Source organism: Varibaculum prostatecancerukia, assembly GCF_943169825.2.
Taxonomy (GTDB): Bacteria; Actinomycetota; Actinomycetes; order Actinomycetales; family Actinomycetaceae; genus Varibaculum; species Varibaculum prostatecancerukia.
In genome coordinates, this window is sequence record NZ_OW968402.1 from 959843 (window position 1) to 986383 (window position 26541).

The following is a 26541-nucleotide window of genomic DNA, read 5'->3' on the forward strand; positions in this document are numbered from 1 at the left end:
GTAGGAGCACCGGCCACGGACGCGGCTGGTTCACCTCATCGGGTTCACGCCGTCGACTGTGTGAACCCTGCTCTCCGGAGCATCGCGTCGAGGTCGTGCTCGTGTCGTGTCGATCATCTGCCACATCCTGTAGTAGAATGTGAAGAAGTTCTTCACGAACGTGATTCGGTGCAGTGTTGTCCGAAGAGCTGTTTTCAGGCTACGAACATGGCTGTTCGTAGCCGTGAGAAACCGTGAGGGGCTTTCGTGAGAAACCGTGAGACTTTTTCGAGGGTAGGAGGGCGATGAAGTTCTTTGAACTCGCTGACGCGCTCCACCCTCTCGTGCCCGGAGGTCTTGCTCGTGCACCGTATCTGCGGGAACTGATCTCGATGTTTACGACCGTGACCGAAGCCGATTGGGCAACGCGTGCTGATCCTTCCACGTTGCCCAGTGATGCGACGCTGGAGCGAATGGCTTCGACCGACAAGGCTTTCACGAAGAAGCTCGCCAAGGCGATTACTGCCCGCTGGGGGGTCAACAATTTCGTCACCGTACTTGATGATCTTGAGCTTGAAACTCAGCAGCTGATTACTGACAACATTGCCGCCTACGGCGAGCAGGTACGGCTCGATCATTTTCCTGAAGATGTTGCACGCCTCCTTGTTGAGATCGTTCACGAAAAGGCGGGCACCGATAACGGGAAGGCCAAAGTGCTTGCCGAGATCGCTGTGCAAGCAGCTCGGGTGCGATACGAAAAGCTTCTCCTCGCACGCTCACGCGGATGTACGAACTGTGGCAGACCGCTGGGAATCTCATCCCACGGACAGCAAGCCGACTCGTATGCGATCGTCTTCCTCGACTGTGAAGAGGACGAATACTCCGCTGATGATTTCGCGGTCGTGTGTAAGCCTTGCGGGGAGAAATACGAGCTCAGTCACACGGCACAAGATGTAACCAAATTGCGCCAATCCAATAAGGCGCTGTCATTGAGTGACCGGGTTGATGAGGGTCTTGTTCCACTCGGCTTGGATCAGAAAATCACGAAGTTGCTCATCGCGATCCATAACCTTCCGATTGAGGATCTCGCCCCGGGCGTGACCTATGACGTGATGCCGATGCAAGCGAAACTTGATGATGTGAAACTTGTGCGGCGGGTGCGTGACCACATGAGCATTTACGAGTCGGTTGTGCGAAAGAAAGCTAAAGCCCTGGAAGAAGCCGGGAAACTCGATTTTGAGCGGATGCGGGATGATATTTGGGGTGCGTGGCGTGTTCTGGTTGATGCAGGGCTGAGCCAAGATGAGGTGTGGGCACGCCTGACCGAGTGGATCGACCAGCACACGCAGGTTGATGAATACGCCTGCGGTGTTGTGGTGTCGTTCCTGACCCAGATCTGTGAACTGTTCAAGCCTGGGAGGCAGATACTGTGATCCGTCTGCCGAACAAGCTCTACCGTTTCAACGAATCCGTGCTCGCTGACTTCGTCACGATTCTCAAAGCCTTAGACGATGAACCGATCTCGGTGCTGGAACTCCAACGAATCCTCGCACAAGACCTACACACTGAAGACCTCATCGAGGCTCTGACACTGCTACTCACACTCGGCACCCTTGACATTGATGTCAGCAAAGGAGTGATTCGTCGTGCTCACTAGATTATGGTCACCTGCGTTCAAGAAGGACGGCAAACCCCGCCCTGTCATCGACCTGCATGCCGGGTTGAACATCGTTGAAGGCGCAGACGAGGCACAAAACTCCATCGGCAAGTCCACGCTGCTACAGATCATCGATTTCGTTTACGCAGGAGGCGACTTCCTCAAATCCGACGCGGTACTTCTCCCGCAAGCCGTCGGCCACCACACCATCTACTTCTCACTTCACCTGTCTGGCAAAGATCACCATTTCAGTCGAACAACCGACCGACATGGTTTCGTCACCCGCTACCGCGACCCGATGTGGAAGCAGGCAGAAGAAGAACTCAGCCTCTACGACTACCAGAGCTTTCTTCTTGAGCAGTACGCGCTGCAGCAGACGGGTGGGACATGGCGTGAACTCGTCGGCAGATTCAGCCGTTATGATGAGCGAGACATAGCGTTGCTGGATCGGCCGTTGGCTGCTGCCGCTGGAGCGAGCGATACCGACGGAGCCAAAGCGTTACTGGAGCTTTTCGGTGCATACGACGAGATCGAGCACCTTCAGTCTCGCTACGACCAGGTGAACAAAGAAGTCTCCACACTCAACGCCATGGCCAAGGGCAAGTACTCCAGCTACATCAAGCTCACTACGAAGAAAGAACGCGACACAGCTCAGCGAGAACTCCTTGAAGCGAGAATCGAAGCTAAACAACTGCGTACCCACGCCGACCTAGACTTATTCCAGACCGAGCAAAAGGCACGACAAGAACAAGCGCTCAAACGTGCGCGGATGCGTCCGCTGGTTCAAGAACTCGATGCAATCAATAGTCGCCTGGCCATCGTGGAGGCCACGCTTTCGGGCCAGACCCGCATCACCACCCGTGACCTTGAAGAGTTCTACGAATTCTTTCCCAACTCTAACCGAGAGTCTCTCGAAACGATCGAGTACTACCACCACCAGCTCACCGGTATTCTTGAAGAACAACTCCACGAACAGCAACGCCACTACCTCGCTCAGGTCACAAAATTGAAATTGGCCATCGACAATTTCAAAGCGCAGATCTTGGCGTTGGGTGAATCAGTCTCACTCGATGATGAAACCTACGACCAATCCGCCCGAATACAGGCCCGAATCGACCGCCTCGATGAGCAAATCCGCACCTTCGACCATAACGAGGAACTCAAAGCTGAACGCAAGAAGCTCAAGCACGATATTGCCGAAGTTATCCCAAGACTCCTCGGGGAACTGACTGACACGATCAATGCTCAGATGAAAACCATCAACGATGCGCTCTACCCGAACAAGCATCGCAAGAGTCCGCTGTTTTCATTCAAGGCAGCAACAAAAGGTGTGTCCTACAGCTTCGATCATAACGGCGATCGAGGATCGGGAGCCAAGGCCAAGAACCTCATAGTTTTCGACCTTGCTGTGCTCACCACCACGCCGTTGCCGTTTGTCATTCACGACTCAGCAATCATCAAACCAGTGGCCTTCGCGCCGGTACGCGAACTACTCAACGTCTACGCCCACACTTCCGCCTTGACTAGCGGAGCGCACGAACCCAAACAAGTGTTCTTCTCCTTCGACGCCACCAAGGCATACGGTACTGGAGCAGAACACACCGTTGCAGAAAACCAGATCATTCACCTCGGCGAAGACGCCGAAGCGCTCTACGGATTCACATGGAATACCGAGGAAGAAGGAGAGCAAACAAAGTGACCATCACCTTCAAACCCTTATGGAAACTCCTCATCGACCGCGACATGACCCGCGAAGACCTACGGCACCAAACCAGGCTATCACCAGCGACCATCGCCAAGCTCGGACGTGATGGTAACGTCACCACCGACGTGCTTGCCCGAATCTGTACCGCACTTGAGTGCGATGTTGCCGACATTTGTGCCGCAGTTGCGCTGAACGAGGACGGGGTCAATGACTAACAGCTTTGACTTCGGCCACGCGAACGCAGGACAACGTAAAGCAATCGAAACAACCATAATGTCAACCAAACCTACAGCAGACCCTAGCAAAGGAAGACACACTCAAGTCGAATGGCTCGAAAAACCCAGCCCACACCAATACACGTCAGCAACGGTTCCGCCCTGGCCAAGAATAGTCTTGGCGCGTTCAAGCCCCAAACGATTTGCCCAGGGCTCTGATAATTACGTGATTTACTCGTCACAAGTTCCATTCTGCCCGACCAACACCAGCCAGGCAGTTAGAACTCTCTCATTTCAACTGGCCCTAATAATTGGGAGCAGGTCATGAATTGCAGTAGGGAAAGATGCCCCTGTATCAAAGTTACCTATGCGTAGCCTCTTTGCGCATGAAACATCTCAGAATAAAACTGACAAGATGTGAGGAGGGTCTTATGATCGCCATTCCCAACCACTCGTCCGTTATCAAGTACGATAATCTTTTCAGCGTGGCAAATCGTCGTGAAACGGTGTGCTACGAGCAAGATAGTCAAGTTGTAGTCAATTTCATCCAACGCTTCGAACATTGCCTTCTCTGATACCGCATCGACAGAAGCAGTAGGTTCGTCCAGAACCAAAAGAGCAGGCTTTTTATATAAAGCCCGCGCAGTAGCTAAACGCTGCCACTGTCCAATAGATAATTGCCTACCACCTGCAAAACGTCTGCCAAGGACTGTGCTTAATCCTTCCGGTAGGATATCTCCCAAATGATCAAGCGAGACCATTCTTAAAGAGTGCTCAACATCCTCATAATCGATAAATGGGTCGAATTCCTTTCCCGAACCGAAAGCTACATTATCGCCCAGGGAACGTTCAAATTTGGCAAAGTCTTGAAAGAGAGCAGAAAAACAACTATATAGGGACTCTCTACTATACTGAGCTATATCGATGCCGTTTATTAAAATAACTCCACTAGAAGGCTCATAGAAACGTAGAAGCAATTTACATATTGTGGTCTTACCAGAACCATTCAATCCGACAATCGCCGTAGTGGAACCTGCATCAACTTTAAACGAAACCCCGTTGAGAACGACCTGTTCCGTCCCTGGGTAGATAAAACTAACATCCCTGAACTCTATCTCAATGCCCCTAGACTCTGTTATTGACAAAGTTTCATCCGAAAATTCGCGCGTACCCTCAAGAATCGGAGAGGGTTCCATCTCCATCACGGCTACCCAGTTCGACACGTAGAGGAGATGTTGATATATACCTGTCAGACCCAGAAATGCAGCCAAAACTAATCCGTTCATCTGAGACGAAGCTGAAATGAAACCAGCGAGTTCGCCTACTCGTCCATCGCTGGAAGCAAGAATTGTGGCAAAAATAATCGAACCCACATTTGCGCAAACTGAAATTAAACCAAGAGATCCAGCCTTTGTTAAATTGAACCGAATTAGCAAAGCATCCTGCTTCAGAAAGCTACTCCTAAGCTTCGTATACTTGTCCTCAAACAATTCTGCAAGACGGAATACTTTAATTTCTTTTCTTGTTGAATCTGAGGTGAGTAAGGCTCTAAAGTATCCAGCAAGTCTGGATTTCGGTGCCCGTGCAAACTCAATATCATACGCCTTTGTTTGCAGCTGAAACGTGGCGATAGCCGCTGGAATAGGAGCAACCAAAAGAACCAAAGCAATCCACAAGTTCCAGGCCGCAATGACGCTGACAATACCACAGATGGAAATTACAGCCTGAACAGCTGAACGAGCAGCATCAAACAAAGAAAATATGTGTTCGCCAGTATTCGAATCAACACGCTGAATAGCATCATAGGTTCGTGAACTCTCAAAATCTTGCACCTCTAGTGATCGAAGCTTACGAACGACATCAATGTCAGTCTTATAGGACAGTTTTAGTGTCAATTTATCGCCCGCATACTTAAGTAGGTTATCGAGTGCATAAGCACCAACGAGCGAGAAAGATAACTGTGCGAGTGCCCATATACTACTTTGGCTAAACCCTGTATTTAAATCGGCGATGTTCGAAACTAAGCTGCCTATGGCTGCCACTTGAACAGCAGGAAGTACGCCCCGTAGCAAGGTCATCGTAACAATAGCGAATAAAGCGTACCGACCGGTACTATACAAAATAGTTATGGCTTTCTTAAAAGAAACACCAAGGGGGGCCGCGCGCATCCCAGCTGAAATTGACAAACCCTCAAGTTCGCTCGCAGTCTCTTCCAGATTATCCATTCAAAAACTCCCTCCTCCGAAGTGCTTGACGCATTAGCCAGTAACAGCTATCTTCAAATGAACCACCTGAAGATCGAAGCCGATTAATATGCATATGCAACAGATCAAGCAGGATTTGTGCTACTTGATTACACTGGGTTCGCATCCAGTTTAGGCGATGCCCGTCGGCTTAAGCATTTTTTGCCCCCACCCACGGCCTAAGAACACGCGTAAACAAAAGAAAAAGTAGCGTAATGCTTAAAAAGAAAACAACGTCAAGAAAAACTGAAGCCCACAATTCCTCTCCACTATTTAAATCTACAATCCGAGCGGCTACTCCTCTTTGGACAACAAATGGAATCAACCGTTCAACAGCAGGCTGAAGTAATATTGAATAAAGAAGTATAGAAATTGTCGATAATACTCCATTATTAAACGCACGGCCTATTGCACAACCCAAGACGCTCACTGCAAGTGCTTCAACAAAAACAACAACTATAATTTTAGGATTATAAAAAAGATCCATATTCCCTATAATTAGCAGCTCAAAATATGCAATAGCGACGTTACCTATTCCAAACAATCCATGAACTATTAGAGGCACAATATCCTCAAAAATAATTCCTTTATTAAGTACTACTCTACGTATCTCCTTGTCGAAATTATTACAATTAACTCCAGACATCCAACACGAAGATAGAAGTACAACATAAACCAGAGAGGGCAAAAGCGAAGAAGGAGTAGCAGATATTTTTATCCCATTTATCTCTGCATCAGCACTAGATAACGACACAAAAAACGGTACTATGAGCGCAGGTAACGCCAACGCAAACCAGTTTAAAGGTAAAGTTACAGTTGCTATCAAGTAGCTCCACAACGAACGCATCATCACCGACGCCTTCCCACAGCGAGTGCTATGTACCCTACCAAGGAAACAGCTATCCACGATAAAAGTAGCACGACGGCACCGCTAATTGAGTATGGACCCTCAGCAGGATCCCAAAACGCGAAGGACTTACCACCAATCAAAGGCAGAGAATTATGAAGAATAGGGATTGACTGAAGAATTCCTGAAAGGGATATAAAGAGCAATAAGACAAAAACGATAACCGAAACAAATAGACGACGTGTTAACGCAGTCACAAACAACGCCAGCACAGAGAAAAGAATCGCAAAAACCGCAACACGGGTGAATACTATAAACGCTGACAGAATTGATAAGGAAGCTTCATCCTTTAAATCGAGTTGTAGCACACAAACGACATAGTTCGCGATAGCAGCAACAAAAGCGGCTCCAACAGCCCAAGATATTCCACATAGAATCGTACCTATTCGCCGCATGAGGAGAGATCTCGATACTAGTAAAACAGATTCATGTTCTCCATGCGCATACTCCAGATTAAACAAGTAAGCAGCAGCTATTGGAATAAATATCACCGAAGCTTGATATACAGGACCAAGGTAGCCTTCCAAAAGAAGGTCAGAAATGGGTTTCTGAGCTAGTGAAGGGTCTAAATCATGTCCTGAAAGATCTCCAGACAAAATTGCATTCATTATCTCGCCATTTATTATTGAAAAAACAATACTTAATAGCAACACAGGAATCATTGCAAGAAATGCCTCGCGCATAGACCAGAATCTAATAAATTCAGATCGGATATCACGCATCAGCTCACTCTCCTAAAGCCGACTGATTAATGCGGAAGTACGCTTCTTCCAAAGAGCTATAGGCACCATGTAACTGATCTTGACTTAATTGCTCTACCACAGTACCTTCACGAAGAAATACAAATGATGTAGCTAGCTGTTCCAGCTCGTTCATCAAGTGACTCGTAATCAAAACAGTCTTCCCGGCTTCCACAAATTCCTTCAAGAGAATTCTTAGCCACAGTATTCCTTCTGGGTCAAGACCATTCACCGGTTCATCAAGCACCAAAACATCTGGGTCAGCCAATAATGCAGCGGCTATTCTTAACCGCTGTTTCATTCCCAATGAAAAACCTTTGATGCGACGTTTTGACGCCTTAGCTAGGCCAACCTGCTCAAGTGTATTAAAACACGTTCCTTTTGGGATTCCCTTCGCTGCGGCAACCCACAACAATTGGTCAATTGCTCTTCTCGACGGGTGCGGAATCATTGTATCTAGCGAAACGCCAACCTCGTGCTCCAAGGAAAAAATAGAATAAGGTTTTCCATCAAAATGAGCCGTTCCAGAGGTTGCTGATTCTAGATTTAGCAGAATTCGCAAAAGCGTAGATTTTCCGGAACCATTCGGACCAACTAGGCTGACGATGGAACCGTTGGGCACATCAAATGAGACATCACGCAGCGCCTGAGTCGCACCAAAAACCTTAGAAACGCTAGTAAAACTAATCATCGTTCGCTCCTACAGCACGGCTGATATGAAAATCTGTACGGTTTTTTACGCATGACACGCTTTGGCGTCACGCATCTTCACGATACTGCCACCACAGGAGCTGTGACAAGAGAAGGTGCCAGATTGATTAAGAGTGGAAAATTTCACATCCGGCAACCCTCGTTGCGAAAATACCCAAACATATTACGTTTCTCATCAGCGTCGCGCTTCGACCACAAGCTCTTGCTGCTCCTAAGAGTATGCAAACACTCGATATTAATTCCACGTTCTTGAGAGGTAAACCAGCACTCTGACGAAGCGACTCCATAGGCACTCTAGCGTGAGTTCTACCACGTAGTTCTAGCTACACCCCACTATCTGGGGTTAGCAGCCAAAAGCTCCTTGTAACGCGCCCTTGCAAATATATCTCGCTTTCGTCCCCATCTCTTAGATATGTAACTTCAGCGGCCAAACGGGTCGAAGTACTCTACAACCGCACGCAGATCCACTCTTCCCAACGGTCACTCACCACTAGAATACGAACTAAAGATTACATCTCCACAACTGGGATCAGCATGAGCTACCAACGGATTGCAAATAAGGCTCAAGCCAACATCTAATGAAGCCCGTACCTTTTAGCGCCAGCAACACTTTTTAGCGGCTACTCCCAGGCACGCACCCACTAGCTGAAATCAGCCTCAGGCGCATCACCTCGGCGACCCCCGCAGACGCATATAGACAAGCGAGTAAAATCCAGAAACCTGCGCTGACAAGCCAAACCGCCCCTCCGCGCAACATAAAAATAGGACGCTCACTTTGTATCAAAATGAGCGTCTAAATGGTGGAGCCGCGGGGAATCGAACCCCGGTCCAACTGGTACTCCTGCATTCTTCTCCGTGCGCAGTTTGCCTGAGCTTTTTCTCAGCCTGAATCTACTTGGCAAACTAGAGATTCTATAGGCTCAGTCACTGTAAAGTGTCGCTGCAATCCCATTGACGAAAACTGCAGCCAGTGGCTCCTGAAAAACGACGCCAGGAACCGAGGTAGAAGCACCCTCGGAGCTGACGGACTTTTAAAGGCTCTGCTTAAGCAGCTAGAGCGAAGTCAGTGCGGTTATGTTTAGCACTTATTGTTTTGTGAAGGACGTTAGCGAGATGACTTCACATTCTCGGCACGCTTCTCTGCAACCAATACCAGCTGTCGAAACCGATCGACCCCTATTAAGTTGAAAAACAACCGGCGCGAACGCCATCTACAATTGTCGAAAATTTTTCCCCAATAGTCAATAGGTGCGGTAATACCTCACATTTTCGAGGCCGATGATCCCCAGCTCCACGAGCTCTTCAATAAAACTCTACACAGTGCGCCCCAAGAACTGAATCACCGTCTGTACCTAGCTATGCTTTCGCGCTTAGCAAATATCTACGTCTCAGCGCTGCTAATTTCCACAGCTAGCCACGATTTTTAGCTACTTAGCCTAAGATGGAGGGTATGGATATGCGCAGCGGTTTATCAGATCCAGACAGTGGGCAGAGTGAGGGCGGCCTGGGAGTTCTGGAGCGTCCGGAAACTCGCCGGCAAGAGCCCGGGGACAAAGACCGTTATGCGCATTATGTTTCGGCGCACCGCCTAGCAGCTTCGCGCCTGACTGGACAGCCAGTAGTCGCCCTTTGCGGCAAGGTGTGGGTTCCCACCCGCGAGGTTCGTAATCACCCAATATGCCCGCGCTGCGTAGAAATCAAGAAAGAAATGGATGCCTCCGGCGGTCCCGACTGGCCATTCCGCGGTCCGGGAGGATCCCGCTAAAACCTTATTGCCAGGTATCACCGCGTACTGTCCCCAGAAAACGCCGGCTAACGATTCCTAAACTATGAGGGCGCGAAGGCCTAGTACACCCAACCTCCAAGGCTCGGTGGTCTTCCGAGCCCGCTACTCAGCAATAACCGGTTAGCGACGGGGCTCTGGTTTGCTACTAGGAGCCTCGACTTCGTCCTCGCGCTCAGTTAAATCAATAATCTCGGTAGGAATTGCCGCTTCCCCTGCCGAAAGCCTCCAGCCGGGGTAGGGGAGTTCGTTACGCGCCTGCACATGGTGGTCCTGAGCATCTTGCAAAGCCTGCTTGCCAACGTAACGTGGATTAGGCTGTCCATCAGTAACCAAATCAACTAGCAGCGGACGGGCATTGCGGCGCTCAAACTCGACCTCAGCCTGCTGGGCATCATCGGCCACCACTACCAACTCTGCATTAGCGTATCCGTCTTCGCCACGGGCGCGCCCCGCAAACTTGCGTCCCCCTAAAGTAGATTTAGAGGTCGAACGCTTGGCGACATCGTGAATCGAGCCATCTTCATTCACCCGCTGTACCAGTTTATAAACTAAAGCGGCAGTGGGAATACCAGAACCAGTCACCATCTTGGTACCCACCCCGTAGGAATCCACCGGAGCGGCACCGAGAGCCGCAATTGCGTATTCGTCCAGGTCATTCGTAACCGTAATCTTGGTGCTTTGGGCATCCAAGGAATCCAGTAGTGCCCGGACTTTGAAAGCCTCGGCCACCAGATCCCCAGAATCCAAGCGCACGCATCCCAGTTCGCCACCGGCTTCCCGTGCCAGTTTTACCCCGCGCTCGACTGCGCGGGCAACATCATAGGTGTCCACCAGCAAAGTGGTGCCTGGCCCCAAGCTAGCCAGTTGCGCCCGGAAGGCGTCCTCTTCAGAGTCGTGAATCAAAGTGAAAGAGTGCGCCGCGGTACCGATAGTGGGAATCCCGTAGCGTTTGCCGGCCTCCAGACAAGAAGTTCCCCTAAAACCAGCGATATAGGAGGCACGCGCGGCAGAGACTGCGCTGCGTTCGTGGGTGCGTCGGGCGCCCATATCCACACATGGCCTCCCGTGAGCCGCGATAGTCATCCGCGAGGCCGCGCTAGCGACCGCACAATCGTGATTTAGAATCGACAATAACAGGGTTTCCAATAAAACGCATTCGGCAAAAGTGCCTTCTACCTGCAGTAGGGGAGAGGACTCGAAATAGCATTCCCCCTCGGTGTAACCGCGAATATTGCCCTTGAATTTATAGCTTTTCAGGTAATCCAGGCAGTCATCACTAACTATTTTTTCCCTTGATAGGTAGTCAATCTCGTCAGCTGAAAATTCGAAACGCTCCAGGGCTTCGATTACGCGGGCATTGCCAGCCATCACCCCGAAACGACGCGCTGCTGGCAGTCGTCGACCGAATAGTTCAAAAATGGAGCCGCGGTTCCAGGTGCCAGATTTCAAAGCGGCATCCACCATGGTCAGCTCGTACATATCGGTTAACAAAGAAGTGGTTACTGAAGAACTCATGTTTTTAGCATACTCAAAAACGGCTTATATTCCAGTTTTCGCCTTGCGGGCGAAAACAAAAATTCTGGGAAGTAAGTAACCGCGCCAATAAAATCATCTTTCAAAACAGCCCCTTGTCGGCATCGTTTTTAATACCCTGAATATATGGTTAATCATCTGGCTTCTGACCCGGGTACTCCTGCGTATTCGGGCAGTACTCGCCTGAAGCAATGGCGGGTTACTATCTCTCGAGATCCGGTTAACCAGCCGCGCTACGTGGAACAAGTTTTAGCCAACCAGTTTTCCATGTCCTCAGAAGAAGCCAGGCGCACCCGGCAAGAGATCTTCAACCAGGGGAAAACTGAGGTAGCGGTGGGTACTCGCGAAAGAATGGAAGCCTTAGTGCAGGCACTGCACGCTTATGGTTTGCGCGCCACCTTGGATGGACCGGACGTAAAATGAACGCTTTCCGTCCCGTCCCCGGGGGATGGGAATGCCCAATTGGAGAAGTTGAGCGCGACCTCTTTCTAAAAGCAATTTCAGAAGTACGCACCCTGTTGGATCCACCGGTATTACCTTTTGAAATCACCACTATGCTCGGGGAGGACGATAGCGAGGACGCGGCTAAAGACATCCATCTTCAGAATGCTTCATTAGATCGGCTCTTGCCCCCGGGAGCAGCTGACGAGCGAACCGCCCAAACTATGCGGGAGTTGACTGATTCGCAGCTACGTACCCAAAAATCCGAACGCTTAGAACGGCTATACCAACTACTTTCCGAGCAGACCGGTTCGGTGTTGCTGATCGAAAGTGGACAAGAATGGGATTGGCTAGGCGGAATAAACGATGTGCGTCTTGCCATATCCGGCAAACTCAGTCCCGAAGACTACAGCGTTGATCCCCAAGACAATAGACAGGTATCTTCGCAGGTAAACCCGAAAACCGGAAACGAAAAATTTGAGGAAGCCCTAGTTACTTCCTTCTATGAATGGCTCTCTGGGTGGCAAGATTCACTCTTGCAGGCGATAGATAGCTGGCCGCAGCCTAGCTAGGCTGTTTTTGTGACTAATGAATCGGCTATCGGTATTTTCGACTCGGGAGTCGGAGGGCTGACGGTCGCGCGCGCAGTTTTGGATGTGTTGCCGCGCGAAGAAATCCGTTATGTGGGGGATACTGCCCATACCCCTTATGGAGAAAAAGACCTCGACACCGTGCGTTACTTTTCCCTCTCAATCATGGACTCCCTGGTGGAGTCGGGAGTAAAAATGTTGGTTATCGCCTGCAACACTGCCTCCTGTGCGGTGCTGGATGAGGCGCGGCATCGCTACCAGGACGAACAGGGGATTCCGGTAGTAGAAGTAGTACAACCGGCAGTTGAACACGCGGTTACCCGTTCTCGTAACGGCAAGATCGGGGTTATCGGCACCCGAGCCACGATTGAATCCGGCGTTTATCAGCGTAAACTCTCTCGCATGGGGGCGGAGATTTTTACTCAAGCCTGTCCGCGTTTCGTAGAGTTCGCGGAGGAAGGCATCACCGCCTCCCAGGAACTTTTTGACGTTACCGAAGAATATCTAACTCCCCTAAAAGAGGCGGGAGTAGATACTTTAGTTCTCGGTTGTACTCACTATCCGCTGCTCGAAGGGCCAATCTCTTATTTCATGGGAGAAAACGTGTCCCTGATTTCTTCATCTTCGGCGGCGGCACGAAAAGTCTATGGGGAACTGGTGGAAGAAAAAATGTTGCGCCCGTTCGGGGCGGAAAAAGCAGAGCACCACTTTATTTGTACCGAAGCTAAAGATTCTTTCACCGCCCTGGCCTCCCGAATAATGGGGGCAAACTTTACCGGAATCAAAAAGGAGAGCATTACTTCATGAAAGTGACAGTGGTAGGGGTTACCGGCTCTATGTCCGGGCCGGACTCCCCAGCTTCCTGCTACCTAGTGCAGGCTGAAGGAACTGACCCCCTGGGGCTTCCCCATACCTATTCGGTGGTTTTTGATTTAGGGCCCGGATCTTTCGGGCAACTTTGGAACTATACGGATCCCACCAAGCTAGACGCGGTAGTGCTTTCACACCTACACGCTGACCACTGCTCAGATATCGTGTCTATGCAGGTGCATAGGCGTTGGCACCCACGCGGCGCCCTCGGCCCCATCCCGGTCTACGCACCCAAGGGAGTCAAGGACCGGGTGCGAGGCCTAGACGGTTTTAGTCCCCGCGATGACTTTAGCGGCGAGTTCGATTTTCATCATCTAAAGCAGGGACGAGCTTTTAGCGTTGGCCCCTTGCAGATTAAACCTTTCGCCGCCTGGCATTCAGTTCCCGCATTTTCTTTCCGGGTAACCGGTCCCGGTAAGAATGGCGAGACAGTCTTCACCTACTCGGGTGATTCGGACGAGTGCGATACTTTGGTGCAAGCCGCTGCGAACTCGGATCTATTTTTCTCTGAATGCGGGTTTACTAAGGAGGACGAGGTGCGCGGGATCCATATGACGGGGGAGCGCGCCGGCCGGGTAGCCCAAAATGCGGGAACCAAGAAACTGGTACTCACCCATATTCAACCTTGGACCGACCCCGACGTCCCCCTACAGGAAGCGAAAACCACCTGGCGGGGAGAACTGGAAATCGCCCGCTCCGGGATGAGCTTCGAGATTTAGCTTTAGTGTTAGGGGCGTGCCTGATCAGGGGTAACGTTACCCCCTAGCTCGATAGTGGCCGCGATCGCGGGGGCGAGGGCGCGGAAGGCTTTTCCTCGATGAGAAAGGGCGTTCTTTTCTTCCGGGCTTAATTCCGCATTAGTGCGTTCTTGCCCTTCGGCTAGGAAAATCGGATCGTAACCAAAGCCACCATCGCCACGCGGGGCATCAAGCAGCTTTCCACTCATTTTCCCTAGACAGTGCCGTTCCAAGCCAGCCGGTGAAACCAGCACCGCCGCACAAACGAAACTGGCTCCCCGGTTTTCTTCGGGAACGTCGCGCAGTTGGTCAAGTAATAATTGCAGGTTAGCGCGGTCATCACCATGATGTCCGCACCAGCGTGCCGAGAAAATCCCGGGCGCGCCTCCCATAATGTCTACGCATAACCCCGAATCATCGGCAACCGTAGGCAGCCCGGTTCTTTGTGCCACCAAACGTGCCTTAATCAGTGCATTTTCAGTGAAACTAACCCCGTCCTCGACAGGTTCTTCGATTCCTAATCCGCCTGCTCCCACAATCATTTCCGGGGAAAAACCGGCGATTAAGGGAGAGAGGATATCGGCTAGTTCTTGCACCTTATGAGGGTTATGGGTGGCCAGAATCAAGCGCGCCCCAGATGGTATCTTCATGACAGTGCCTCCGCCTGGATGGCAGAAATTTCTTGGATCCCTTTTCCGGCCAGATCCAGCAGCTCATTCAGCTGGGTGCGATCGAAAGTCTGTCCCTCGGCGGTGCCTTGGATTTCTACAAACTTGCCGGAACCGGTCGCCACAATATTCATATCAACATCGGCGCGCGAATCCTCTTCATAAGGCAGATCTAGCAGGGCGTTTCCCTCCAGAAAACCAACCGAGACTGCGCATAGGGAATCCGAAAGCACTTTTCCGGGCCGTATCCACCCTTTTTCTTGCCCCACTTTGATGGCATCTACCAGGGCAACATAGGCACCGGTAATCGAAGTAGTGCGGGTGCCGCCGTCAGCGCTAAGTACATCACAGTCCAGCACAATCGTGTTTTCCCCTAGGGCGCTCATATCTACGATTGAGCGCAGGGAGCGGCCGATTAAACGCGAGATTTCATGGGTGCGGCCTCCGATTTTTCCCCTTACCGATTCGCGCCCCGAACGGGTAGAGGTGGCGCGGGGCAGCATCGCATACTCGGCAGTTACCCATCCCAGACCGGAATCTTGCCGCCAGCGCGGTACCCCTTGGGTCAGGGAAGCATTGCAGAGCACGCGGGTATTTCCGCAGTCAATCAGCACGGAACCTTCGGCCTGCTTTGCCCAGCCTCGGGTAATTTTTAACGGTCGCATCTGGTCAAAAGCGCGTCCATCGGCGCGCACAAACTTTTCATTACTCACGTTGCCGATTATATGATGAGGCGCTGCTTTAACGGCATTTAAATATTTCAGGCAGCTGCTATCAGTAAAGCTGCCCGTAGCTTTCCTAAAAAATCTGCGCCAATTTTAACGCTTTATCAGGAAAAATATGGCTCGGATGATTTGGGTAAAACCGATAGCAGATGCCGCAAAGTCACAAAGCCGATAGGTTAGAGATTATGGATACTCCCGCACTTTCGCGTTGCCGCATCGATCTGGATACTGGGTGTCGCCAGTTTGTACACGTACCCAGTTTATTGCGGGACGGTGACACGGAAGTTTTTGCGGTCGCTGATCGCCGCCGGGTGTTACTGCCGCTTACCAAGGGAGTTAGTGCGGGTCCCGAAATGGCTGCTTCACGTTCCCATGTAGATGCCCCCGCAGGAAGCGGACGTCTTTACCGCCTAGGCAGCGCGGAACGACAAATGTTAGGACAAATTGAGTCCTGGGACGAGCGCTACCAAGCAGGTAAAGCCTGGTATCTAGGCAGAGATGGCGCTACTAGCCGGGTTGCCCTGTTTATTAGTGACCATGAACTGGCGGGAATCGCCGAACATACCACCACCTCCCTGGGGTTAATCCCGCTGCGTCAAGTAGGGGCGTTCCTCGGAGGTGAGGATGCGGCTATTGCCACCCATGCGGCCTGTCTAGCTCTGTGGCATGGCGACACCAGCTATTGTTCACGCTGTGCCACGGCGCTCAAGGTGTCTGCTGGCGGGTGGGAACTGCACTGCCCGGGATGCTCTACCATTGTGTATCCGCGCCAAGACCCCTCGGTTATCGTGGCTATCTGCGACGAGTCAGACCGTTTACTATTGGCACACAACACTGCTTGGGAAAGTAACTTTTATTCCCTGATTGCCGGCTACCTGGAAACCGGGGAGTCCCTAGAAGCGGCGGTTCACCGCGAAATTGAGGAAGAAGTCGGACTAGAAGTCGATGAAGTGCGTTACCTGACCTCCCAGCCGTGGCCGTATCCCCGTTCGCTAATGCTGGGATTTTTTGCTCGCTCGCGAAACTCCTATTTTATGTTGGATGAAACCGAAATCGACCGCGCCATGTGGGTAACGCGTTCCGAATTTATGCAGCTAGTGGCCGGAAAAGAAATTAGTCCCCCCGGACCGGCAACTATTGCCGCCAATCTGATCGAAAAATGGCTGGGGTATCCGATTGAGCGTCCCGAAGACCATAACTTTTAAGGTAATTGATGTGGAGCAGGCAGAAGAACTACTAAAACATTTAGATCCCGATCAGGCTAGCGCTGCCCGGGCTTTACGTGGTCCGGTATGTATCCGAGCTGGGGCAGGTACTGGTAAAACCCGAGCAATCACCTATCGCATTGCCTATGGGGTGCGCAGCGGCATCTATACCCCTACCTCGGTATTGGCGGTTACTTTCACCGTGCGGGCGGCCTCGGAAATGGCGGCTAGGCTGCGCGCCCTAGGGGTAGAGGGGGTACAGGCGCGTACCTTCCACTCGGCAGCATTACGCCAGCTTAGATATTTTTGGCCTACTGCCATCGGCGGCGAGTTACCGAAAATAATGAAAACTAAATCTTCCCTGATAGGAGCGGTAGCTTCTCGTCTAGGGTTGCCTCATGATCGGGCAGCCCTGCGTGACTATGCGGCAGCCATCGAAATGGCGGCGGTGAGCATGGTTGACCCCGATAACTATGGCAAGTGGGCAAAGGGCGGAGGTCAGCAACCCCCGGCCGGGATTTCCACCTACGATATGGCTGATATTATGCGCGGATACGCGGAAGCCAAACGGGAGCGTTCCGTTATAGATTTCGAGGATGTACTCGCTTTGACCTGCGGGATGATTGAGGAACGCCCAGATATTGCTGGGCAGATTCGCTCTCAATATCGCTTCTTCGTGGTAGACGAGTATCAAGATATTTCCCCGCTGCAAAAACACCTGCTAGAACTGTGGTTGGGGCCGGGAAATCGAGATCTTTGCGTAGTCGGGGACGCGGCACAAACCATTTATTCTTTTGCGGGAGCCAGCCCCCAGTATTTAGGTAACTTCGCCAGCGAATATGCCGGTGCTCAAGTGGTGACTCTTTCCCGAGATTATCGCTCTACTCCGCAAATAGTTTCTTTGGCAAACGGGATTGTTACCCGCGATAAAGAAACCAAGAAGCAGGCGGTCCGGCTCACTTCCATGCGTGAATCTGGGAAAGCGGTGCGTTTTGAGCGCTACCCGGATGACGAGGCAGAGGCAAGCGCGATTGCAAAAATGATTAAAGAACGAATCGCAGGCGGCACCCGCCCTAGTGAAATCGCAGTCCTGTTTCGGACTAACGCGCAGTCCAGTCAATTTGAGGCAGCTTTGGCACATTTGGACGTGAAATATTGCGTGCGCGGAGCAGAAGGGTTCTTTAAACTTCCCGAAGTTGCTGCTGTCTTGCGGCAAGCTGGCGCGCTGGCGCAGCGGGGAGCCAAAGGAGATATCGGGGAAATCATCTCGGAGCTGGCACGTCCTTTGGGCTGGTCAGTGAAAGCTCCAGCTACCCAAGGCGCGATCCTAGAACGTTGGGAATCTCTAAATACCCTGGTGGAACAGGCGCAGTTGAAGCAGGCGGCCGGATGGTCTTTGAGTTCGTTAGTGCGCGAATGGCAAGAGCTGGCTGAGGCGCAACTAGACCCCTCGGGTGGGGGAGTTACCTTGGCTTCTATTCATTCCGCCAAGGGCTTGGAATGGAAAATAGTTTTCTTGGCGGGAGTTAGCGAAGGGTTATTGCCTATCGCCCAGGCGAAATCCCCTAAAGAGCTGGCAGAAGAACGCCGCCTAGCCTATGTGGCAGTCACCCGTGCCCGTGATGAACTGGTTGTTAGCTACGGGGTAAAACGCTCCCTAGACCGCAAAGCCACCCGTGCCTGCTCGCGGTTCTTCTCTCCGGTTTGGCCCCGAAAGACTAAGGCCGTGAAAACTACGCGCACCCCCAGCGCGCGCGGGGAAACTAAGCGTTTCTTACTTGCAGCTAGTGAGGAAGAACAAGAACTTTTTGAGCACCTGCGGCACTGGCGACTAGAAGTAGCTAACGGGCTGGATAAACCGGCCTATACCGTGTTTTCCGATACTGCTTTGCGGGATATCGCCACCGTAGCTCCCAAAAACCTCAAGCAACTTTCACTGCTTAGAGGAATCGGGCCGGTCAAACTAGAAAAGTTCGGGGCAGCGATTTTGAAAATCATTGGAGGGGCGGATCCGGTGCAGGTAGCTGGCGAGAACCTGAAGGTTTTAGAGAATTAGACGTTCACGCAGCCACATTTTGGATGTGGCTGCCATTGGCGCACCTGTGGCAGAGGATCGGCAGGATTGAAAACCCAAGAGGCTCCCACCAGCGAGACTGGCAGGCCTGATAGGTAGCTTAAAACCTCTCGGACGGCAAAAGCACTGGCATATTCGGACAGAGAAGTATCTGCCATTACCGGATCGGCGCACGCTAGTTGGGCAGCGAGCTGCGGCCACTCCGGATCCGCGTCGCGCTTCGCTAAATGTTGACAGTGCAGACATAAGGTACGTCCTGGAACGAACAGGGGGCCGACCTCGATCTCGGTTTCCCGTTTGATAATCGGCAGATGGGGTAGTCCCTTCTTGATGCAGGCTTTCGCCCACGCCGGGTTGGTCAGGTAGGAACAGATCGCTATTTCCAAAGTAACTGGTCGGTTGGGCAGTTGCTTATTTACTCCTAGCACCAAGGGTGCGACATCTTGGCGAACCGCACCCAAGTGCTCATCGCTATAGACGCACAGGTCGCGGGTTTTTACCTGTTCCTGATCGCGCAAAATCAAAGACGTGAGCCCGCAGGCGATTAACTTCCGGGTTAGCGTGATTCCCAAAGAACCCAATCCGCTGACTCCGATGAGTGCCTCTTTCCGGGCTTTAATCGGGGCATCTGAGCCGTAGAGGTGATAGGCGCAGGCAGAATCCCCGTCCGGCACCTGATGCTTCGCGGTCAGACCTCCATCGGAAAGCATTTTTAGGATATCGCTAACTTCTTTCTTATTTTCGGGGAAGCGGCGCTCTAGGTGAGAGTTGTACCAGTTTTGTTTGTCAAATATCCATTTCAGGATGGCTATATGGGAGGGAGTAAGTCCTTTTACCAGGAATCCATTGCGTTCCCCGGTACCGAATTGGGCTTTCCCGCCCGAGCGCAGCAACATTACTGAACCGTTTATTAATCGCATAAAAATAAGCATCCCAGGGTGCCGCTTTCGAAACTAGAGCGACTCTAAAAGTGTGGATAACCTATTTTAAAAATCTATTTACCTGCTACCTCTTTAGGTAATCGTTTCCATTAGGACTCGTCCGAAGAGGGTGAATCTGGGGCGCTGTCCTCAGGAGGAGTTTCCCCGTCCTCACTATGGTCGTGGGGGTGGGGATTGCCCATCATTTGATCACCTTGAGAATCAACTTCCGGGGTTAGTCCTTGCGCCCAACCTAAAGTTCCGGAAAGCAAAGAATCTAGATCCTGGTCTACCTGGTCTTTCTCTGGTTCTTTGCTGCTTTCAGCCACAAAGTTTTCGGGGTCAGTTAAGTCTTGCAAAGTTGGAATCATATCCGGGTGTGACCAGAGTTGGTCACGTTTTTGCATTCCCTGCTCGCTGAGCAGCGCGGACCAAAGATTAGCGGCCTGGCGAGAATACTTGGGGCTAAGTTCCATTCCGATCAGTGGTTTTAGCACCTTCTCGATTGGGGAAGTAGTAGCCCGGCGCCGCCGCATTAACTCGCGCAACTGGATTACATGCTCCAAGTTAGGCATACACGCCCGAGTGGAAACTTCATCAACCCAGCCTTCAATCAACGCCAATACGGTTTGCAAATCTTCCATCGCTTGCCGTTGGGTGTCAGTTTCTTCAGCCGCGAAAATATCGGCGGGTATTCCAATCCCCAGGTTGGAGGGGTCGAAGTTTCCAAGCGGGAAACCAATCGCGCCTTCGCCCTCCCCAAATTGTTCTTGGAGGCGGTCTTGTAAATCTCTGACCGAACGATCAATCGCCTCCCCGTCGACCCGAATTTCTTGCGCATAGCGGCCAATAAGCTGCGATAACTTATGGCGCAGCCAAGGTACCGAATGGAAAAGGCGGGCATGAGCGGCCTCGCGTACCGCGATATATTGACTGACCTCGGATTCAGTAATATCTAAATCCTTAGCAAAGGCGGCGATATTTACCGGCACCAACCCCATGATTTTTTCTTTTGCCAAAGGAATCCCGATGTCGGTAGAACCAAAAGCAGCTTGCGCTATTTGCCCCATAGCCTGCCCAATCTGGACTGCAAAAAGTCCGGCAGCCAGGTTTTTCAGTAAAGAATCTGGATCCATAGGGCCGAGAATCTGCCCGACTCCCGGAATGGCCGCTGAAGCCTTCATTTCTTCGCGGTCAATGCCTTGGCGCTCTAGTTGCTCCCCGATAGCCTCGGTAAATGCTCGCACTACGTTAGTGATGACCGGCTCGGTAAGGCGCTGCCATGCCGGCAAAGTCGCCTGTATCCATTCTTTAGGCGTCCAGGCCACTCGGGTGGTGACGGTGGGACTCAAAGTGGTAACCGCATCTAACCATAAATCCGCCACCGAAAGCTGTTCGCGAATCCTTTGCGCTTGGGCAGCGCTGGTGGGGGCGCTACTGGGGAGGCGGGAAGAAGCCACTTCCGTGGCTGCCTGCCAGTTAACGGCGCCCTCGTGGGGAGCGAAGAAATGTTTTAGCTGGCTGGCAGCATTGGAACCGCCAGCAGAGAACGGGAGCGGAATCGTGCCTCCCGTCAGTTTTTCGGGGTCGATACCGTGCTCTTGTAACTGGCGATAGGCGTCCTCAGCAGCCTCTTCTCCTAGCATCTGTTTAAGCATTTTGAACCATTCCGGTCGCTGCTCACCGCCGCTATGCTCCTCCAAGTGCTGCACACCCCCTAAAAATTGACTACTGTCTTTAAGAGTATCGGTATTGCTGGCTAAGGACTAGGTAGCAGTGCTAGTTTCGCCTTGGGCGGAGCATAATTGAGACCTAAAGAAGGAGGGATCGTGGCCGGGAAACAGTCGAAAAAAGCTCGCCGACAGGGGAGAATCGGTAAAGCCATGATGACCTTGTCATTGGTCGGTTTCCTGGTTCTTGGTTTTGCCATTCGCGCACCCTTCGTAATCGAATCCCCAGGTCCCACCTTCGATGTTCTCGGCTCCCAGTCTGGGCAGGGGCGAATTATTAAAGTTGAGGGCGCGAAAACCTATCCCACTGAAGGGCAGCTGCGGATGGTAACGGTTTCGATGCGAGGCGGACCAGGAACCCACGTAAGTTACGCGGAAGTGTTGCTGGCGAAAATGCGTTCTTTCACCGAGGTTTTACCCGAATCTTCGGTTTATCCGGAAGGTGCTACTGAAAAACAGGTGGAGCAGGTTTCACAAGCGCAGATGGAGGATTCGCAGCTCAGCGCCAAAGTGGCGGCGCTTAGCGAACTTGGATACAAGATTCCGGCAAAGTTCAAAGTCACTGGAATAGCCGAGGATTCCGATTTCGCGGGCAAACTGAAGGAAAACGATATTCTGCGGACGGTTACCTCCCGGGGGGAAACCCAGGATTTAGAGCTCGCCAACTCACTTTTTGATGTTTTAGAGCAGACCCCGCCGGGAACTTCACTGACCTTCAGCGTCCAGCGGAAGGATAAAAACATCTCGGTTACTGGGAAAACTCGCAAACCTAGCGATGGCCGCCAAGGATCCCAACTGGGAATTTTCCTGAATCCCCAGGCCAAACTACCGGTGGATATCAATATCGCTTTGCAGGAAGTGGGGGGACCATCGGCGGGAACCATGTTTGCGCTCGGGATTGTTGACCGCATGAGCGCGGACTCTTTGACCGGTGGAAAAGAGATAGCGGGAACCGGCGCGATTTCCTATGGGGGACAGGTGCTGGCGATTTCGGGGATCCCCCAAAAGATGGCGGGTGCCAAGAAAGATGGCGCCCAGTGGTTTTTAATGCCGAAAGCGAATTGCCCGCAGGTGAAACCGATTAAAGGAATCCGGGCGGTTCCGGTACAAGATCTGCATCAGGCACGCCAGGTCGCCTCGCAAATTGCTGCTAATCAGCGTCAGAAACTCCCGCGCTGTCCGGCTCGCTAGCCAGCTGGGCTAGTTCCTCGTCACTAACCAGCATGGCTTTTAGCGCCTCTAGGAGTTCCGGAACAATATTTTCCCCTTGCGCCACCATCTCGTCGCTATCTTCGGCGCGGGCGCGACTCGCACACCAGGTGTTTCCATCGCGGGTAGCGCCGGCTACAATCCGTACGTCTTGGCGAGAGGGATGGGCAAGTAAGAACTTTTCGCGCTCCCGCGGATCCGCAGGGGCATCGGCATCCGCTTGCGGGGAAACCAGGAAACGTTCCATAGAGACCGCGACTCCCGCCACGTCCTCACCGAAAACTAGATGCCCCAGAGTGTCCATTAAATCTGCAGGAGGAAGGTGGTCTTGGAGGACTGCGGTCAGGTGTAGGGGATTTTCAGCTAGGGCCGCGCGTAGCTGATCTGCCTCGATCGGATCCATCTCACCCGCTAGCTGCGGGAAAATCGACTTGGTATAGACAAAGGCAAAAAGACTCGGGGAACGGTCCCATCCCAGCTGAGCTACGTCTTTTTCTAAAGAGGAAACCGCTAGGCGCAGTGACAGCCCCGCGTCAGATAGATCCGGTGAAGTAGTCATGGTGTTATGTTGCCATCTTCTACAGCGTGGCGGCTAGTTACGCTTTCCGGGGTGAGTAAAAACCCTAAACGTGAAAGAATGCGTACAGGCAGATATCGAGAAAAACCCGGAGGGGCTCGTGAGTAACGATTTATTTGGAAATCTTGGCTTCGGCGGCGGTAAAGGCGGTGGTTTCCGTGGCTTTCCTGGCGGATTTGGAGCCGGCAGAGGTGGCGGAAACAGTAGCGGCGGTTCCCAGGGAGCCGGAGGCGGCGGACGTGCGCCCTTGCCGCAAATAAAGTTTAAGAAACCCGGGCCACTCGGTATCGCTATTGGCGTAATCGTCGCGCTAGTTGTTTTACTGCTGGTGGCTTCGCAGGTGTGGACGGAGATTCTCTGGTATTGCCAGACCGGGTATTTGCGGGTACTGCTCACCCAGTGGATTGCTGCCGGAGGCATGTTCTTGGCATCGTTCTTGATTGCTTGGGCGATTGTGGCACTCAACTTGCAGATTGCCTATCGTAATCGCCCCGAGATGGGGACCATTGCCGCCTCTATTAGGTCTTATCGGTCTACTCTTACCCGTCATCGTCGGGGAATCTTCTTGGGGATTCCCGCCCTAATCGCTATATTCCTGGCAACGGGGATGGCGGCTAGTTGGCGGCAAGTGCTGGTGGCGTTCACCGGTGGTTCCTTCGGGAAAAAAGATCCCCAATTTGGGTTTGATGTTTCTTTCTTCGTTTTCCGTCTGCCGCTAATCGATATGGCGGTAACTTTCCTGCTCACTTTGTTAGGGATTTCCCTAGTTGCCTGTTTGATTGCCTACTACCTATTGGGGTCAATGACGGTAACTCCCAAGGCGAAAGCTACTAAGCCTGCGCGTATCCATATGGGGATCCTGCTGGCGATTTCTTCGGTGATGGTCGGCGTGACCTATTTCGTTGATCGCTGGACCATGGTTTATGGGCAAAACTCGCCAACTGATGGCGCCATGTACACCGATGTGCACGCGATTATTCCGGCTCGCACGATTTTGGCGGTTATTGCCCTAATTGTGGCGGCGCTATTTGTATTCGCGTCCTTTAGAGGCGGCTGGTACCTGCCGGCAGCGGGTATCGCGGTAACCGTGGTATCTGCCCTAGTTATTGGGGCAGGCTATCCGTTTATTATTCAGCAGTTCCGGGTACGCCCCAACGAGAGGGAACTGGAAAGTCAATATATTGACCGCAATATCAAGGCCACTTTGGATGCCTTCGGCATGAAGGATCTGGACCTGATTTCCTATGATCAGGTCACCAATGAAACTAGCGCCAATCAGTTGCGTAAGGACGCGGACTCCACCCAGCAGATTCGGCTTTTAGATCCGGAGATTATTTCCCCGGCAGTTCGGCAGATGAAGCAGTCGCGTCCTTACTATTCTTTCCCGGATCAGTTCGCGGTTGACCGCTATAACTTCCCGGATAAGGACGGAAAGATGGAAAAGCGGGACACCGTGATTGCGGTGCGTGATATTAACCTGGATGGTTTGGCTAATTCCCAGCGTAACTGGGTTAATGACCACACGGTGTACACGCACGGTTTCGGGGTGGTTGCCGCCTACGGTAACCAAGTAACTTCCGAGGGGTTGCCTTCCTATTGGGAATCTTCCCTCTCGGCTAAAGAATATGGTGAAATCGGGGATTACGAGAAGCGAATCTACTTCTCGCAGGCCTCTCCGTTGTATTCCATCGTGGGAGCCCCTAAAGGCGCGGATCCTAAAGAGCTGGATTACCAAGACGCCAAGAATAACCAGCAGGTTTACACCACTTTTGATGGTAATGGTGGCCCCCAGGTCGGGAACTTCTTAAACAAGGTACTGTTTGCCTTGAAGTTCCGCTCTACTGATCTGTTCTTCTCAGATCAAATCAACCCTAAGTCTCAGATTCTTTATGATCGTGATCCAGCGTTGCGGGTAGCGAAAGTCGCCCCCTATTTAACTTTGGATTCGCGTGTCTATCCCGCGATTGTAAATATGGATGCCAAGAAGGGTGCGAAGAAACGGTTGGTGTGGATCGTTGATGCCTACACCACCACTGATTCCTATCCTTATTCCCAGCATCTTAACCTCACGGATGCGACTGCAGATACGGCTACTGCCAAAACCGCGCAGTTCGCGGTGCAAAATAACGTGAACTATATGCGCAACTCGGTTAAGGCCGTAGTTGACGCCTATGACGGTTCGGTGCAGCTGTATCAGTGGGATAAACAGGATCCGGTTCTGAAGGCTTGGCAAAAGATTTATCCCGGCCAGATAAAGCCCATGTCTGAGATCAGTGGGGATTTGATGAGTCACTTGCGTTACCCGGAGGATTACTTCAAGGCTCAGCGTGCACTATTGGCTAACTACCACGTCACTAACCCTTCGGAGTTCTACACCGGTGGTGACCAGTGGAAACTCTCAGAAGACCCCACTGCCACTTCGCGTGACCTGGAAGGATCGGGCAAACTGCAGCCGCCCTATTACCTGACCATGAATATGCCTACCGGCAAGAACACCGATCAAGGCAGCGCCGAATTCTCTTTGACTTCAGTGTTTATTCCTGGCGGTGAAGGTCGGCGCGCGGCCATGGCCGGCTTCCTAGCGGTTGACTCTGAAACCGGTAATGAGAAAGGTAAAGTTCGCAAAGGCTACGGCAAGATGCGACTTTTGGCTTTGCCATCGGATACCACTGTGCCCGGCCCCGGTCAGGTGCAAAACACGTTTAACTCTGACCCGGAAGTTAACCGGGAGCTGAACCTGCAAGATCAACAGGGATCCCGGGTTATCCGTGGCAACCTGCTGACTTTGCCAGTAGGTGGCGGTCTGCTCTATGTGCAGCCGGTGTATGTACAATCCACCGGTACTACCCAGTATCCGCAGCTTAGAAGTGTATTGGTTGGCTTCGGCGATAAGGTTGGGTTCGCGCCTACCCTTAAAGAAGCCCTGGATCAGGTATTCGGGGGAGATTCCGGGGCGGTTACTGCCTCCAATGACGGCAATAAGAAGGCTCCGGCTGCTAAAGGTAAAGCGGGAGAACCTTCCGCTAAAGCCCCCAGCGCGCAAGAGAAGCTAAACACCGCTCTGCAGGACGCCAAGAAAGCGATGGCAGATGCGGACAGTGCCATGAAGGCGGGCGACTGGGCGAAGTACGGCGAAGCCCAAAAGTCCCTGGATGACGCGATTTCGCGGGCGGTTTCTGCTCAGGACGAGGGCGCTAAGGCAGCCAAATAACTGCAAGTAGCACGAAAGTGCCATAGTTAGGGGGCTAGGTCGCCAGGTAAAACTGGCAGCCTAGCCCTTTAGCTTTTGTCTAAACCGGGATTAACTTAGCGCTTTACT

At 52.0% G+C, this 26541-nt stretch carries 23 protein-coding genes and 1 other RNA gene; 13 read left to right on the forward strand and 11 right to left on the reverse strand.

Annotated elements, in window-relative coordinates:
- Window positions 1–284 precede the first annotated feature (284 nt).
- The 4 genes from KO216_RS04105 to KO216_RS04120 are packed head-to-tail and all read left to right on the forward strand — an operon-like array spanning window position 285 to window position 3556.
- Window positions 285–1412 (forward strand): ABC-three component system protein, encoded by a 1128-nt coding sequence (locus KO216_RS04105; protein ID WP_215523026.1) that lies wholly within the window; start codon window positions 285–287, stop codon window positions 1410–1412.
- Entirely contained in the window at window positions 1409–1636 is a 228-nt protein-coding gene (locus KO216_RS04110) for an ABC-three component system middle component 7 (RefSeq protein WP_215523027.1), read from the forward strand. Before KO216_RS04105 ends, KO216_RS04110 begins: the two co-directional genes overlap by 4 nt.
- Window positions 1626–3335: a DUF2326 domain-containing protein gene (locus KO216_RS04115; protein ID WP_251451842.1), complete on the forward strand. Its 1710-nt coding sequence runs from the start codon at window positions 1626–1628 to the stop codon at window positions 3333–3335. The genes KO216_RS04110 and KO216_RS04115 overlap by 11 nt, the downstream gene beginning before the upstream one ends.
- Window positions 3332–3556 (forward strand): helix-turn-helix domain-containing protein, encoded by a 225-nt coding sequence (locus KO216_RS04120; protein WP_309547345.1) that lies wholly within the window; start codon window positions 3332–3334, stop codon window positions 3554–3556. The genes KO216_RS04115 and KO216_RS04120 overlap by 4 nt, the downstream gene beginning before the upstream one ends.
- A gap of 365 nt (window positions 3557–3921) precedes the next feature.
- On the opposite strand, the gene KO216_RS04125 is transcribed toward KO216_RS04120, so the two are convergent.
- The 5 genes from KO216_RS04125 to ssrA all read right to left on the reverse strand — a co-directional run bounded on the left by KO216_RS04125 (window position 3922) and on the right by ssrA (window position 9334).
- Window positions 3922–5781, reverse strand: a complete 1860-nt coding sequence (locus tag KO216_RS04125) for an ABC transporter ATP-binding protein (RefSeq protein WP_215523029.1) — start codon at window positions 5779–5781, stop codon at window positions 3922–3924.
- 169 nt (window positions 5782–5950) lie between these two features.
- Window positions 5951–6652: a hypothetical protein gene (locus KO216_RS04130; protein ID WP_215523030.1), complete on the reverse strand. Its 702-nt coding sequence runs from the start codon at window positions 6650–6652 to the stop codon at window positions 5951–5953.
- Complete coding sequence (locus KO216_RS04135) at window positions 6649–7428, reverse strand: hypothetical protein (protein WP_215523031.1); 780 nt, start codon at window positions 7426–7428, stop codon at window positions 6649–6651. The genes KO216_RS04130 and KO216_RS04135 overlap by 4 nt, the downstream gene beginning before the upstream one ends.
- Window positions 7429–7432: 4 nt before the next feature.
- Window positions 7433–8137: an ABC transporter ATP-binding protein gene (locus tag KO216_RS04140; RefSeq protein ID WP_215523032.1), complete on the reverse strand. Its 705-nt coding sequence runs from the start codon at window positions 8135–8137 to the stop codon at window positions 7433–7435.
- Between the two features lie 818 nt (window positions 8138–8955).
- Window positions 8956–9334: a transfer-messenger RNA gene (gene ssrA / locus KO216_RS04145) on the reverse strand.
- 273 nt (window positions 9335–9607) lie between these two features.
- Here ssrA and KO216_RS04150 point away from each other — a divergent pair.
- Window positions 9608–9922, forward strand: a complete 315-nt coding sequence (locus tag KO216_RS04150) for a DUF3039 domain-containing protein (protein ID WP_235858573.1) — start codon at window positions 9608–9610, stop codon at window positions 9920–9922.
- Window positions 9923–10063: 141 nt separating this feature from the next.
- On the opposite strand, the gene KO216_RS04155 is transcribed toward KO216_RS04150, so the two are convergent.
- Window positions 10064–11458, reverse strand: coding sequence for a nicotinate phosphoribosyltransferase (locus tag KO216_RS04155; protein WP_215523033.1), 1395 nt, complete (start codon window positions 11456–11458; stop codon window positions 10064–10066).
- 144 nt (window positions 11459–11602) lie between these two features.
- Between KO216_RS04155 and KO216_RS04160 the strand changes: the two genes are divergently transcribed.
- Genes KO216_RS04160 through KO216_RS04175 form a run of 4 tightly spaced genes read left to right on the forward strand, consistent with a single transcriptional unit; the run spans window position 11603 to window position 14096 of the window.
- Complete coding sequence (locus tag KO216_RS04160) at window positions 11603–11899, forward strand: ATP-dependent Clp protease adaptor ClpS (protein WP_215523034.1); 297 nt, start codon at window positions 11603–11605, stop codon at window positions 11897–11899.
- Window positions 11896–12489: a DUF2017 family protein gene (locus tag KO216_RS04165; RefSeq protein ID WP_215523035.1), complete on the forward strand. Its 594-nt coding sequence runs from the start codon at window positions 11896–11898 to the stop codon at window positions 12487–12489. The genes KO216_RS04160 and KO216_RS04165 overlap by 4 nt, the downstream gene beginning before the upstream one ends.
- Before the next feature lie 9 nt (window positions 12490–12498).
- Window positions 12499–13314 (forward strand): glutamate racemase, encoded by an 816-nt coding sequence (murI, locus tag KO216_RS04170; protein ID WP_251451845.1) that lies wholly within the window; start codon window positions 12499–12501, stop codon window positions 13312–13314.
- Window positions 13311–14096, forward strand: a complete 786-nt coding sequence (locus KO216_RS04175; RefSeq protein ID WP_215523036.1) for an MBL fold metallo-hydrolase — start codon at window positions 13311–13313, stop codon at window positions 14094–14096. Before murI ends, KO216_RS04175 begins: the two co-directional genes overlap by 4 nt.
- Before the next feature lie 8 nt (window positions 14097–14104).
- Here the strand turns inward: KO216_RS04175 and rdgB are convergent, their stop codons facing one another.
- Window positions 14105–14764 carry an RdgB/HAM1 family non-canonical purine NTP pyrophosphatase gene (gene rdgB / locus KO216_RS04180; protein WP_215523037.1) on the reverse strand — a complete coding sequence of 220 codons (660 nt, stop codon included), beginning with the start codon at window positions 14762–14764 and terminating at the stop codon, window positions 14105–14107.
- Complete coding sequence (gene rph / locus KO216_RS04185; protein ID WP_309547346.1) at window positions 14761–15495, reverse strand: ribonuclease PH; 735 nt, start codon at window positions 15493–15495, stop codon at window positions 14761–14763. The genes rdgB and rph overlap by 4 nt, the downstream gene beginning before the upstream one ends.
- Before the next feature lie 197 nt (window positions 15496–15692).
- Between rph and nudC the strand changes: the two genes are divergently transcribed.
- On the forward strand, window positions 15693–16712 hold the full coding sequence (nudC, locus tag KO216_RS04190; protein WP_309547347.1) for an NAD(+) diphosphatase: 1020 nt from the start codon (window positions 15693–15695) through the stop codon (window positions 16710–16712).
- Window positions 16684–18768 (forward strand): ATP-dependent DNA helicase UvrD2, encoded by a 2085-nt coding sequence (locus KO216_RS04195; RefSeq protein ID WP_251451848.1) that lies wholly within the window; start codon window positions 16684–16686, stop codon window positions 18766–18768. The genes nudC and KO216_RS04195 overlap by 29 nt, the downstream gene beginning before the upstream one ends.
- On the opposite strand, the gene KO216_RS04200 is transcribed toward KO216_RS04195, so the two are convergent.
- On the reverse strand, window positions 18765–19706 hold the full coding sequence (locus KO216_RS04200; protein ID WP_215523039.1) for a ThiF family adenylyltransferase: 942 nt from the start codon (window positions 19704–19706) through the stop codon (window positions 18765–18767). The two genes, KO216_RS04195 and KO216_RS04200, sit on opposite strands and share 4 nt — an antisense overlap.
- Before the next feature lie 110 nt (window positions 19707–19816).
- On the reverse strand, window positions 19817–21409 hold the full coding sequence (locus KO216_RS04205) for a zinc-dependent metalloprotease (RefSeq protein ID WP_215523040.1): 1593 nt from the start codon (window positions 21407–21409) through the stop codon (window positions 19817–19819).
- A 126-nt stretch (window positions 21410–21535) separates the two neighbouring features.
- Here KO216_RS04205 and KO216_RS04210 point away from each other — a divergent pair, with 126 nt between their 5' ends.
- Complete coding sequence (locus tag KO216_RS04210; protein ID WP_215523041.1) at window positions 21536–22627, forward strand: YlbL family protein; 1092 nt, start codon at window positions 21536–21538, stop codon at window positions 22625–22627.
- Here the strand turns inward: KO216_RS04210 and KO216_RS04215 are convergent.
- Window positions 22587–23204, reverse strand: a complete 618-nt coding sequence (locus KO216_RS04215; protein WP_215523042.1) for a PPA1309 family protein — start codon at window positions 23202–23204, stop codon at window positions 22587–22589. The genes KO216_RS04210 and KO216_RS04215 overlap by 41 nt on opposite strands.
- Before the next feature lie 118 nt (window positions 23205–23322).
- Here KO216_RS04215 and KO216_RS04220 point away from each other — a divergent pair, with 118 nt between their 5' ends.
- On the forward strand, window positions 23323–26433 hold the full coding sequence (locus KO216_RS04220) for a UPF0182 family membrane protein (protein ID WP_215523043.1): 3111 nt from the start codon (window positions 23323–23325) through the stop codon (window positions 26431–26433).
- The last annotated feature ends 108 nt before the right edge of the window (window positions 26434–26541 follow it).